This window comes from Sphingobium sp., assembly GCF_041987595.1.
Taxonomy (GTDB): Bacteria; Pseudomonadota; Alphaproteobacteria; order Sphingomonadales; family Sphingomonadaceae; genus Sphingobium.
Map to the genome: position 1 here is coordinate 19,195 of NZ_JBHIWJ010000012.1, position 13,388 is coordinate 32,582.

Here is a 13,388-nt window from a genome sequence, read left to right on the forward strand (position 1 = left end):
ACCGAGGCAACTTGTTGCGCGTATTGTCATTCCCGCCCGAAAATGGGCGACGGACAAAAGGGGCAAAGCGGTTTCCATGGGTTCAGGGCAGGCAAAGCGGGTTCGGCATGCCCTGGGTTTGATGATGATAGCGGCCTCCCCCCTTCCCCTGATGGCCCAGACCCCCGCAGCCTCGCCGCCGCAAGAGGAAGAGCCGATCCTTCCCGACAGCGAGTTCGAGGCCCGCCTGCCCAAGACCGGCGAGGCACCGGCCGACAGGGCCGCGCCCCTGCCTTCGATCGATGAATGGATCGATCAGCAGATGCCGCAGACGAATATGGGGCGAGCGGGCGCACCGGCCGAACTGCCGCCCGCCACCGAACCGCGGGGGGAACGCGAACTGGCCGCGCCGCTGCCGCCGCTCGACAGCGTGCAGGTGCCCTTGCAGGTCGCGACCGACAGCAATCCCGAGGAGAAAACGCAGACGGTTCGTTACACCACCGCGGTCGAAGGTTTCGGCAGGACCGGGCTGGAGGATGATTTCCGCGCCGCCTCCGCGCTGGTTGACGGCAAGGGCAAGGCGGACACCGCCGCCATGGTGCAGGCCCGCGCCCATGAGGATGAAGCGCTGGCCGTGCGGCTGCTCTATTCCGAAGGCTATTATGACGCGACCGCGCTCGCCACGTTGGAGCAGGCGGGGGATCAGGCCGGAGATCAGGCGAGCGGGGGAACGCTGAAGGCGGTCGTCTCGGTAACGCCGGGCAAGCGCTACAAGATCGGCGAGATCGTCATCACCGCCGGGCCGACCGTGCCGCCGGGCCTGATCCGCGACAGCCTGCCGCTGGCAACCGGCGATTTCATCGTCGCGGCGGCGGTCGAGGCGGCAGAGGCCAATATCGGGGTCAAGCTGCCGGAAAATGGCTATGCCTTCGCCAAGCTGGGGCAGCGCGACATAGTGCTCGATCCCGCGACGGCGACCGGCGACTACACGCTGCCGGTCGAGACGGGTCCGCGCGGGTCGTTCCGGGGGATCACCACCTCCGGCGAGAAACAGGCCTTTGGCGCCGACCATATGAAGATCATGAGCCGCTTCAGGCCGGGCGAGCTGTATGACAGCCGCAAGGTCGATGATCTGCGCCGGGCGCTGGTGGCGACGGGGCTGTTTTCCAGCGTGGCGGTCGATCCGGTGCGGACCAGCGTGCCGGGGCCGGACGGCACCGAATATGTCGACCTCCATGTCAGCCAAGAGGCGGGCAAGCCGCGCACGCTCGCCGGGGAGCTGGGCTATGGCACCGGACAGGGCTTCCGCGCCGAGGGGACATGGACTCACCGCAACCTCTTCCCGCCCGAAGGCGCGGTGATCGCCAGCGTCATAGCGGGCACGCAGGAACAGGGCGCCTCGGGCACCTTCCGCCGCTCCAATGCCGGCAAGCGCGACAGAACGTTCCAGACCGGCCTATCGCTCAACCACCAGAATTACGATGCCTATGAAGCCTATACCGCGGGCCTCAACGTCAGCTGGTCGCGCCAGTCCACGCCGATCTTCCAGAAGCGCTGGACCTACAGCTATGGCGCGGAAATATTGCTGACCAACGAGCAGGTCGTGGTCGATCCCGCAACGGCGGACAAGACACGGCGCACCTATTTCATCGGCGGCCTGCCGGTGCAGGTCGGCTATGACCGCTCGAACGATCTGCTGAACCCGACCAAGGGGTTTCGCGCCAATCTCCGCGCCGAACCGGAAGGATCGTTGCAGGGCAGCTTCTCACCCTATCTGCGCGCCACCTTCGATCTCACCGGCTATTATCCGCTGTCCGACGGTCTCGTCATCGCCGGGCGCACGCGGATCGGGACGATCAGCGGAGTGGCACGGGACGATATCGCCCCCTCGCGGCGCATCTATGCGGGCGGTGGCGGGTCGGTGCGCGGCTTTGGCTATCAGGAACTGGGGCCGAAGGACGCGAACAACGATCCGATCGGCGGCCGATCCGTCAATGAATTTGCGGTCGAGGGCCGCTACCGCTTCGGTGACTATGGCGTGGTCGCCTTCGTCGATGCGGGTCAGGTCTATGAAAGTTCCATGCCGCAATTTTCCGACATTCGCTACGGCGTCGGCGTCGGCGGGCGCTTCTACACCAATTTCGGTCCCTTCCGCGCCGACATCGCCATGCCGATCAACCGGCAGCCGGGCGAGTCCAAATTCGCCCTCTACATCGGCATCGGGCAGGCCTTCTGATGGCAGAGGACACCGTCACCCTCCGCGAACCGCGCCCGCTCTGGCAGAAGATCGTGCTGGGCCTGATCGGCCTGATCACCGGCCTGCTGGTGCTGACGGCAGGCCTGCTGATGTTCCTCAACAGCCAGCCGGGCAAGAAATTCCTGATCCGCCAGATCGCCGCGCTCAAGCTGGAATCCGGCATGGCGATCGAGGTCGGCCGGATCGACGGGTCGATCTACAGCGACATGACCATCCACAATCTGGTGCTGCGCGACCCCAAAGGCATCTTCGCCGTCAGCCCGCGAGTCCATGTGGTGTGGAGCCCGTTCCGTTACATCAACAATCATATTTCGGTGCGGCTGCTGGAAAGCCCGCTGGTCGTGCTGGCGCGCAGTCCGCAGTTCAACGTCACCAAGACCGATCCCGATGCGCCGATCCTGCCCGACCTCGACATTGACGTCGACCGGCTGAAGATCGCCCGCTTTCTCGTCGCCAAACCGGTAATCGGCCAGAAGCGCGAGATCGCCATCGACGGCGTCACCCACATAGCCGATGGCCGGGCGATCCTGTCGGCCAATGCCGTGGTGGACAGCGGCGACCGGTTACAGGCCAATCTGGACGCCGTGCCCTCCCAGAACCGCCTCGCCATGAAGGGCAGGCTGACCGCACCCAGAGGCGGCGTGATCGCGGCGATGAGCGGCCTGACCGACGGCTTCACCGCGACGCTGGACGGCAGGGGAACGTGGCAGGCATGGGACGGGCGGATCGTCGCGACCTCGGGCAAGGGGGAGCTGGCCAATATCGCGCTCGCGGCCCGCGACGGCAATTTCACCGCCAGGGGTCCGGTGCGCCCCGGTCTGGTCTTTGCCGGGACGGTCGACCGGCTGACCGCACCCGCGCTCGACGTCGACCTGTTCGCGGGGCTGAACGAACGGCGGGTGAACCTCAAGGGATCATTGAAATCGCCTGCCGTCTCCGCCACGGCGCAGGGGCTGATCGACCTCGGCAGGAGCCAGTTCAGCGCCTTGAAGATCGATGCCGCCCTGCTCATCCCCGGCGCGATCATGGAGAAGGTGAAGGGCAAGGATGTCCGCGCCTCCGTCATTCTCGATGGCCCGATGGCGACGCCCTTCATCGACTATGACATCACGGCGAAGCACCTCGCCTTCGACGCCACCGGCATCGAGAATCTCAGGGCCAGCGGCCGTGCCGTGATCGATGCCGACCGCATCCGGATTCCGGTCAACGCCACCGCCAGCCGCGTGACCGGCCTTAACGCCGCCGCCGGGGGACTGCTCAACAATTTGCGGGTGAAGGGCGACTTCGCCTATGCGGCAGGCAAGCTGATCAGCGACAATCTCAAGATCGACAGCGACCGGGTGGACGCCACCGCCATCGTCCTCGCCGACCTGGATAACGCCATTTATCGCGGCGCGCTCAAGGGCCGGGTCAACGACTATAGGATCGACGGCGTCGGCATCGTCAACCTCACCACCGACATGCATCTGGTGCCGGGGCCGCGGGGGGGCTTTGGGCTGGACGGCAAGTTCGGGGTGCGCACGGCGCGCTGGGAAAATGCCTCGGTGCGCGATTTCCTCGGCGGCAATGCGGTCCTATCCGGCCGCATCGGCATGACGCCGGAGGGCAAGTTCACCCTCGCCGGTCTCAAGGGCGCCGCACCCAATTTCCAGGTGCACTCAGGTTCGGGCAGCTATGACACGGACGGCGCGATCGCCTTCGACGCCAGGGCGTCGTCGCGCCAATATGGTCCGCTGGCCCTCACCGTGCGCGGCACGATGGAACGCCCGCAGGCCGTGCTGCGCGCAGCCCGGCCCAATGTCGGCGTGCAGTTGCATGATGTGGTGGCGAAACTGAATGGCGAGGCGGCGGGCTATCGGCTCGAAGCCACGGGCGGATCGCCTTACGGCCCCTTCTTCGCCAATGTGCTGATCCGCACGGCCAAAGGCCCGCTCACAATCGACGTCACGAAGGCACGCTTCGCAGGCGTGGACATGAACGGCCGCGTGCAGCAGAGCGCCGCCGGTCCCTTCACCGGCCAGCTGGCGATGAACGGATCGGGCATCACCGGCACGGCCCGGCTGACGGCGGTGGGCAGGGCGCAGGGCGCGCAGCTCAACGCCACCGCCAGCAACGCGAAACTGCCCGGAGAGGCCGATGTCGTGATCGGCCGCGCCCTGATCACCGCGAACATGGTCCTGACCGACCAGCCGCAGATCAGCGCCGACGTGCAGATGGCCAACGCCGCCTATGGCGACTATGTGGTCCGCAAGGCGCGGGGGCGGATCGATTATCAGGCCGGGCGCGGTCGGGCGCAGCTGGTCGCGGACGGATCGACCGGCGTGCCCTTCTCGCTGGCGGTGAATGCCGCGCTGCGCCCCAGCCTCTATGCCGTCGCGCTGGAGGGCAAGGCGAGCAACATTCCCTTCCGCTTTGCCCAGCCCGCGATCATCCGCATCGAGAAGGGCGGTTATCGCCTCGAGCCCGCGACGCTGGTGCTGCCCCAGGGGCGGGTCGACCTCGCCGGACGCTTCGGCGACCAGACCGCAATGCAGGCGCGCTTCAAGGATTTCGACCTCGCCATCGTCAACATGATGAGTCCCGGCATCGGCATCAGCGGCAAGGCTACCGGCACGCTGGACTATGCCCAGACCGGCAGCGCCTTCCCCACCGCAACCACGCGGCTTGCGATCAGCGATTTCCGTCGCTCCAGCCTGACCGCCGTGTCCGATCCGGTGTCGATGGCGATCGAGGGCAAGCTGTCCGGCGCGGGCGGCGACATGCGCGGCCTCATCCGGCGCGGCAATGCGACGCTGGGCCGCTTCGTCGCGACGCTCGCGCCGCCGGGACCGGGTGCGAGCTGGAGCGAGCAGTTGCAGTCGGCGCCTCTGGGCGGCGGCATCCGCTATGCCGGCCCTGCCGATGTGCTGTTCTCCTTCGCCGGGCAGGCCGACCAGCAACTGACCGGACCGATCGCGGTCGCGGCGGACTTCGGCGGCCGGCTGAGCGCCCCCCGCCTCAACGGCATCGTTCGCGCCAATGCGCTGACCTATGAGAATGAGACGTTCGGCACCCGCGTCACGCAGATGCGGCTGGACGGACGTTTCACCAACGACCGGCTGGAGCTGCGCGACTTTTCGGGCCGGGCGGGCGACGGCACGGTGCAGGCGAGCGGCACGGTCGGCCTCGCGGCGGACAGCGGCTATCCGATGGACATCAGGGTCAAGCTGGACCGCGCCCGCCTGGCCCGCAGCGAGGCGGTTACCAGCGTGGTCAGCGGCACGCTCAACATCACCAACAGCGCGGCCAATGGCGGGTTGATCAAGGGCGATCTGTCGCTGCCCGAGACCCGCTATCGCGTCGCCTGGCAGGGCGGCACCGACATTCGGCAACTGACCGGCGTGCGGCGCAAGGGCGAAGGCACCGACCTGCTGGATCAGCGCCTTGCCGCGCGGCAGACCGCCGCCAGGCCGACGGCATGGAAACTCGACGTGCGGGTGCGCGCCGATAACGAGATTTACGTGACCGGCATGGGCCTCGATTCCGAATGGAAGACGAACATGCGCATCACCGGCACCACCTCCGATCCGCGCGTGGTTGGCAAGATCGAGGTGATCCGGGGCCGCTACAGCTTCTCGGGCCATCAGTTCGATCTGGAACAGGGCGTCATCACCTTCAACGGGCCGATGATGAACCCGGTGCTGGCGATCCGCGCCGAAACCCGGATCGACGATGTGACGGCAGGCATTTCGGTGGGCGGCACGGCGCAGCGGCCGGACATCGCCTTTGTTTCGACGCCGACGCTGCCGCAGGACGAGATCCTCGCCCGCATCCTGTTCGGGGACAATGTCGCTAACCTCAGCGCGACGCAGGCGATTCAGCTTGCCGCTGCCCTGAACGGGCTGCGCGGGGGCAGCGGCGGACTCAATCCGATGGGCAAGCTGCAAAACGCCTCAGGCGTCGACCGCATCGGCATCGTCGGCGGCGACGAGGCGACCGGACGCGGGACATCGCTGGCGGTGGGACAGCATATCTCCAACAATATCTATGTGGAGGTGATCACCGATCCCAAGGGTTTCACCGCCACCCAGCTCGAAATCTCGCTGTCCAGGACGCTGAGTCTGCTGTCCAAGACCGGGACCAATGCGGGATCGTCCGCAAATCTGCGCTATTCGAAGGATTATTGAACGCGCTGCGCCTGCCGACCGGAACGTGTGCCACTCTCTTCCGGTTCTGATATCGTCTGCAGCATGATCCGATCAGCCTGAACCGGATCATGCTCCGTTTGCCTCTGGTTTTCCGCATTTTCCAAGCCAGCAGCTGGGCCCCTGCTTCGAAAATGCTTTAGTGGAGCAGCCGCCATGCGCGTCGGGATCGAAGTCCTGCTGGATTATGAATTCACTGAACCGACCGACGTGCTCCTTGCGCTGGAGGCGGCCCAGCTGCCCGATCAGACGGTCCTCGATCAGTCGTTGGAAATTGAGGGCGCAGGCCCTCTGACGACCCTGGATGGCGGCAGCGACGTTGGCCGGCGCAACTGGACGCTGGCGGAAACAGGCCGCATGCAGGCCCGCTATCGCGCCACGGTCGAGGTGAACCGGCCCTTTCCGAACCTTTTCCCTCTGGCCAAATCGCCCCTGCCCAGCCTGCCCAGAGAAGTGCTGCCTTTCATCTGGCCCAGCCGCTATTGCGAAGCGGATCGCTTCGTTCCCTTCGTCTGCAGCCATTTCAAGGGGCTGTGCGGGGGCGCGCTGGTGCAGGCGATGGCAGGCTGGGTGCACGACAATATCCGTTATGTGCCGGGCAGTTCCGATGTAAGGACCAGCGCGGTCGACTGCTTCGTCGCGCAACAGGGGGTCTGCCGCGACTATGCCCATCTGACCGCCGCTCTGATCCGCGCCCACGACATTCCGGCCCGGCTGGTGTCAGTCTATGCGCTGGGCCTTGATCCGCCCGATTTCCATGCGGTGGTGGAAGTGTGGCTGGACGGCGCCTGGCATCTGGTTGATTCGACGGGTCTGGCGCCCGTGGAGACGATGGTGCGGATTGCGGTAGGGCGGGACGCCACCGACATCGCCTTCATGACCGCCTTTGGCTCGGCGGCCATGAACAGCCAGGCGATCCGGGTGACGCGGCTGCAAGGCGCATCGGACGCGGCGCAGCCCGATTGACAGACGCCACGCTTGGCGCGAAAAGAACAAATCAGGAACATATGGCATGACCGAGTCGGTGAAGACCCTCGCCGCCCTCAAGCGGCATATCGCATCGCTGGAGCGGATTCCAGCCGCCCAGCCTTGCGCCCGGGTGGCGACGGGTCATGCGCCGCTCGATCAGGCGCTCGACGGTGGACTGGCGCGCGGCCGGGTGCATGAATTTTTCGCGACCCCGGAAGAGGAAGGCGCGGCCGCCGGGCTGGCGCTGATCCTTGCGCGACTGACGGCAGGGGAAGCGCCGCTGCTCTGGTTGCGGACGGCCGCGGCGGGACGAACGGGCGGCATGCCCTATGGACCGGGGCTGGCGGCGCTGGGGATCAATCCCGAACAGCTGGTGATCGGCATGATGGCGGACGACGCCATGCTGTTGCGGGCGGCGGTGGATGCGTTGCGCTGTCCGGCTTTGGGCGCGCTGGTGGTGGAATTGCGGGGCCGGGCGCCGTTGCTCGACCTGACGGCCAGCCGCCGGTTGGCGCTGGCGGCGGAAGGATCGGGCGTGACGCCGCTGCTCGTCCGTCTGGGCGGCGATCCGGCGCCCAGCGCGGCCGACACCCGCTGGCGGGTGGCGGCGGCGCCCTCCCTCCCCTTGCCGGGCAATGGGCCGGGCATGAGTGTTTTCGATCTGCATCTGCTGCGGCGGCGGGCGGGACGGGATGGGCTTCACTGGCGGCTTATGTGGGACAATGGCCGGGGCGTGTTTGAAGAATGGAGAGGTGGGCGCGATGAACGCCATGACCTTGGACAGCATGTCGGGGAACAGCATGGCGGGGAACAGGACAGCGGGCGACGCGATCGTCCAGCGCCGCTATCTGGCGCTTTGGTTCCCCTTCCTGCCGATCGACCGGCTGCGGATCGCGCGGCCTGATCTTTGGAGCGCGCAGGGCGATGGGCCTGCGGTCGTCGTCGAACAGGTGCGCGGCGCGATGCGGCTGGCGACGCTGGACGCCGATGCGCTGGCGCTGGGGCTGACGCCGGGCATGACGCTGGCCGATGCGCGGGCTCGCGAGCCGGATCTGCGGGTATTTGATGCCGATCCCCATGCCGATCAGGATTGGCTGGAGCGGCTGTGCGACGGTTCCGCCCGCTATACGCCGGTGGCCGCGCTGGATTCGCCCTTCGGCCTGATGCTCGACATCAGCGGTTGCGCGCACCTCTGGAACGGTGAGCAAGCCCTGGCGCGCGATGCCGCCGACCGGCTGGAACGACATGGCATGCGGGTGCGTCATGCGCTGGCCGGAACGGCGGAGGGCGCGCATGCGCTGTGCCGCTTCCCTGTCGGTGCGGCGGCGGATGAGGATGCGGCCCTGCGCCGCCTGCCGGTCGAGGCCTTGCGCCTGGAGGAGGAAAGCGCGGTGGCGCTGCGCCGGGCGGGCCTGCGCACCGTGGGCGATCTGGCGGCCCGCCCGGCGGCGGTGCTGGCGGCGCGCTTCGGGGAGGAAGCGGTGGATGCGTTGCATGCGCTGCTGGGGCTGGGGCGGCGGCCGCTCGCCCCCCGGCGGCCGCGCCCGGCGATCCGCATCGAGCGGCGATTCGCCGAACCCATGGGCAGCACGACCTTTGCGCTGAAGACGCTGACGGACATGGCAGCGGAAGCCGGCGAAAGGCTGGGCGAACGCGGACAGGGCGGCCGCCGCTTTGAAGTGACTTTCTTCCGCAGTGACGGACTCGCCTTTCCGCTGCGGCTGGAAACCAGCCTGCCGGTGCGCGACGCACCCACGATCATGCGGCTGGTGCAGGAGCGGATCGACGCGCTGTCCGATCCGCTGGATCCGGGTTTCGGCTTCGACATGCTGCGCCTCACCGTGCCTCAGGCCGAGCCGATGGCGCCTACCCAGTTGGCGCTGGAGGGCGGCGAGGCGCGTCGCGAAGAAAGCGTCGCCGCGCTGGTCGACCGGCTGTCGATACGGGCGGGGCGTGCGCGCATCCAGCGGCTGGAGCCGCGTGACAGCCATATTCCCGAACAGGCCCAGCTCGCCCTTCCCGCCGTGGAAAGCCGTCCTCCGGCCAACTGGCCGCAGCGGCAGGAAACGGGCGATCCGCCGATGCGCCCGCTGCATCTGTTCGATCCGCCCCAACCGATCGAGGTGGTGGCGCAGGTGCCCGACGGTCCCCCGCATCGCTTCCGCTGGCGCCGGGCCTTGCATGAGGTGACCCGCTATGAAGGGCCCGAGCGGATCGCGCCCGAATGGTGGACGGCCAAAGACGGCACATTGGAGGACGAAGGCGCGGGGCTGACGCGCGACTATTACCGGGTCGAGGATGCGCGCGGGCGGCGCTACTGGATTTTCCGCCACGGGCTTTACGGGACCGAGGCGGTGCATCCGGGCTGGTTTATCCATGGCCTTTTCGCATGAAAGGGCGCGGCAAAGGCCCTGATCCCGCCAGGCCCAAATCCACCGACCGGCGCGAACTGAAGGCGCTGGAGGCGGCGCGGGAGAAGGCCCAGCGCCAGCCGCCCGCTGACCGCCCGCCGATAGCGGCGTTGCCCTTCGCCGAACTGGTCGCGGCCACCAATTTTTCCTTCCTGCGCGGCGCGTCCCATGCGTCGGACATGGTGACGCGCGCCATCAGCCTTGGCCTCACGGGACTGGGCATTGCCGATCGCAACACGGTGGCGGGCGTGGTCCGCGCCCATGTCGCGCGCAAGCGCTGGCCCGAACAGATGCGCGCCGCCCTGCTGGAAGCCCGCAAGGAAGCCGGGCAACCTTTGAAGCTCAGCAAAGAGGAGGAACGGGCCTGCCAGACCGATTTGCGGCTGGTCGTCGGCACCCGGCTGGTCTTTGCCGACGGCACGCCGGATATCGTGGCCTATCCCGCCACGCGGCGGGGTTGGGGCGAACTCACCAAATTGCTGACCGTGGGAAACCTCCGGTCGGTCAAGGGCGACTGCATCCTGACCTATGAGGATCTGACCGCTTATCTCGACGATCTGCTGCTGATCGTGCTGCCTTACTCCACCGCCACCGAACAGACCGCGCATCGCCGGCCCGTGGCGTATGACTATGACGACCGGCCCTCCAGGGAAGCGATCAGGCAAGGCCATCTCAGTCTTGTCCCGCCGCCGCCTCCCGCCGATCTGGAAGCCCTGCTGAACCGATTGAACCGGCTGGTGCCCGGTCGTCTGTGGCTGGGCGCCGCCTTGCGCCGGGATGGGCGGGATGCGCGGCGGCTGGCCCGGTTCAAGGGGCTTTCGGCCTCGACGGGCGTGCCCTTGCTGGCGACCATGGACGCGCTCTATGCGACCCCCGCGCAGCGGCCCTTGCAGGATGTGCTGAGCTGCATCCGCGAAGGCACCACCATCGCCAGGGCAGGCCGCGTGCTGGAGGCCAATGCCGAGCGGCATATCCACAGCGCCGCTGAAATGGCGCATCTGTTCCGGGCCTGCCCCGAAGCGGTGGCGGAAAGCGTCGCCTTTCTGACCCATGTGCATTTCACGCTGGACCAGCTGGCCTATGAATATCCCCATGAGCCGGTGCCCGAAGGATGGACCGCGCAGCAATGGCTGGAGGAACTCACCCTTTCCGCCGCCCATGCCCGCTATGGCCCGCGCATTCCGCGCAAGGTGCGCGAATTGCTGGATGAGGAATTCGGGCTGATCGCCAAGCGCAACTATGCCGCTTATTTCCTGACCGTTCACGACATCGTCGCTTTCGCCCGGATGAAGGGCATTTTGTGCCAGGGACGAGGGTCGGCCGCCAATTCCATGGTCTGCTTCCTGCTGGGCGTGACCTCGGTCGATCCGCGCCAGCATGACCTGCTCTTTTCCCGCTTCGTGTCCGAAGAGCGCGATGAGCCGCCCGACATCGATGTCGATTTCGAGCATGAGCGGCGCGAGGAGGTGATGCAATATATCTATGAACGTTACGGCCGCCACCGCGCGGGCATAGCCGCTACCGTCATCCACTACCGCTCGCGCAGCGCTGTGCGGGAAGCGGCAAAGGTGCTGGGCCTCAGCGAAGATGTGTCGGCGCGCCTCTCCAGCACCGTCTGGGGCAGCTATTCGGGCGACATGGGCGATGCGCGGATCACAGAGGCGGGCTTCGACCTCGACAATCCGCAGATCGTGCAATTGCGCGCCATACTCGACCAGTTGCTGCGGGCGCCTTTTCCCCGCCATCTGTCCCAGCATGTCGGCGGTTTCGTGCTGACGCAGAACCGGCTCGACGAGACGGTGCCGCTGCATCATGCGGCGATGGAGGATCGCAGCTTCATCGAATGGGACAAGGACGACATCGACGCCCTTGGGCTGATGAAGGTCGATGTGCTGGCGCTGGGGATGTTGAGCTGCATCCGCAAGGCGTTCGACCTGATGCGGGAACAGGGGCTGGGAGACCATCAGTTGACGGTCGATCTGGAAGCGCAGGATGGCGCCGTCTACGATATGCTGTGCAAGGGCGACAGCATCGGCGTATTTCAGGTGGAAAGCCGGGCGCAGATCAACATGCTGCCGCGTCTGAAACCCCGCACGCTCTACGATCTGACCATTCAGGTCGCGATCGTGCGGCCGGGCCCGATCGAGGGCGACATGGTGCATCCCTATCTGCGCCGGCGCTGCGGGGAGGAGAAGGTGAGCTATCCCTCGCCCGCGCCGGAACATGGGCCGAAGGACGAGCTGGAAAAGATACTCGACAAGACCAAGGGCGTTCCGTTGTTTCAGGAACAGGCGATGCGGCTGGCGATCGTGGCCGCCCGTTTCAGCGATGTGGAGGCCAATCAGCTGCGCCGCGCCATGGCGACTTTCCGCAATGTCGGGACCATCCATCATTTTCGCGAGAAGATGGTGAAGGGCATGGTTGCGCGCGGCTATGAAGCGGACTTCGCCCGACGCTGCTTCAGGCAGATAGAGGGTTTTGGCAGCTACGGCTTTCCTGAGAGCCATGCCCTGTCCTTTGCGCGGCTGGTCTATGTGTCGGCCTGGCTCAAATGTCATCAGCCTGCGGTGTTCGCCTGCGCCTTGCTGAATTCCCAGCCGATGGGATTTTACGCCCCCGCGCAGATCGTGGGGGATGCGCGGGACCATGGCGTGACCGTGCACGATGTCGATGTGAACATGAGCGGATGGGACAATAGTCTTGAACCCCTGCTCCGATCGCGCGACGGCCGGCGGGGTGAAGGACTGGGACGGGCGCTCGCGCTGCGGCTGGGGTTGCGGCAGGTGGACGGCTTTCGCGAGGAATGGGCGCGGCAACTCACCACAGCGCGAGCGCATGGAATGTTCGCCAGCATCGAGGATATGGCGCGGCGGGCAGGCTTGCCGGCGCGGGCCTTGCGGTTGCTGGCCGATGCCGACGCCTGCCGCTCGCTGGGGCAGGATCGGCGGGCGGCCTTGTGGGAAGCGCGGCGGACGCCCTCCGATGAGTTGCCGCTGTTCGCCGCCGCCCGTAAGCGCGATTCAGACGCGCGCGAATTGGGCGAAGAGCCGGATGCCATGCTCCCTGCCATGGCTTTGTCGCAGCAGGTGGCGACCGATTATGCGGTGACGCGGCTGTCGCTCAAGGGACATCCGATGCAGTTCCTGCGACCCGTCTTCGCAGCGGAAGGCGTGCTGAGCTGCGCGGAGACCGCTGCCGCGAAAAACGGAATGCGTGTGAAAACGGCGGGTGTCGTGCTCGTGCGGCAACGGCCGGGCAAGGGCAATGCGATCTTCATCACCATCGAGGATGAAACAGGCATCACCAACATCCTGCTCTGGGCGCGGCTGTTCGAAAGACAGCGCAGGCCGGTCATGGCGTCGCGGCTGATGCTGGTTGAGGGCGAGGTGCAGCGTAGCAGGGAGGGCGTCGTTCACCTGATGGCGAGCCGGGTTCATGACCGGAGCGGGGAAATGGCTCGCCTTGCCGAAAGCTTGGAGGAGCGTTCGGCCCAAGCCCGGCCGTCTCATGCGACAGGGCATCCCCGCAACGTCCGGATTCTGCCGCAATCACGGGATTTTCATTGAAAAGGCGCGATGTCGCCTTTCG

6 protein-coding genes are annotated in these 13,388 nt (G+C 66.7%); all 6 read left to right on the plus strand.

The genetic code is table 11. The features are described 5' to 3' along the window. Nucleotides 1-76: 76 nt before the first annotated feature. The 6 genes from ACFC3J_RS05205 (at nucleotide 77) to ACFC3J_RS05230 (ending at nucleotide 13,366) form a co-directional block, all read left to right on the plus strand. The gene (locus ACFC3J_RS05205) at nucleotides 77-2,215 is read left to right on the plus strand and encodes an autotransporter assembly complex family protein (RefSeq protein ID WP_375195146.1); all 2,139 of its coding nucleotides are present in this window, start codon (nucleotides 77-79) and stop codon (nucleotides 2,213-2,215) included. After that, the gene (locus ACFC3J_RS05210) at nucleotides 2,215-6,402 is read left to right on the plus strand and encodes a translocation/assembly module TamB domain-containing protein (RefSeq protein ID WP_375195147.1); all 4,188 of its coding nucleotides are present in this window, start codon (nucleotides 2,215-2,217) and stop codon (nucleotides 6,400-6,402) included. The genes ACFC3J_RS05205 and ACFC3J_RS05210 overlap by 1 nt, the downstream gene beginning before the upstream one ends. A 174-nt stretch (nucleotides 6,403-6,576) precedes the next feature. Next, nucleotides 6,577-7,386, plus strand: a complete 810-nt coding sequence (locus tag ACFC3J_RS05215) for a transglutaminase family protein (protein ID WP_375195148.1) — start codon at nucleotides 6,577-6,579, stop codon at nucleotides 7,384-7,386. A 46-nt stretch (nucleotides 7,387-7,432) separates the two neighbouring features. Beyond that, complete coding sequence (locus ACFC3J_RS05220; RefSeq protein WP_375195149.1) at nucleotides 7,433-8,293, plus strand: ImuA family protein; 861 nt, start codon at nucleotides 7,433-7,435, stop codon at nucleotides 8,291-8,293. Continuing rightward, nucleotides 8,190-9,782, plus strand: coding sequence for a DNA polymerase Y family protein (locus ACFC3J_RS05225; protein WP_375195183.1), 1,593 nt, complete (start codon nucleotides 8,190-8,192; stop codon nucleotides 9,780-9,782). The genes ACFC3J_RS05220 and ACFC3J_RS05225 overlap by 104 nt, the downstream gene beginning before the upstream one ends. Beyond that, nucleotides 9,779-13,366: an error-prone DNA polymerase gene (locus ACFC3J_RS05230; RefSeq protein ID WP_375195150.1), complete on the plus strand. Its 3,588-nt coding sequence runs from the start codon at nucleotides 9,779-9,781 to the stop codon at nucleotides 13,364-13,366. The genes ACFC3J_RS05225 and ACFC3J_RS05230 overlap by 4 nt, the downstream gene beginning before the upstream one ends. The last annotated feature ends 22 nt before the right edge of the window (nucleotides 13,367-13,388 follow it).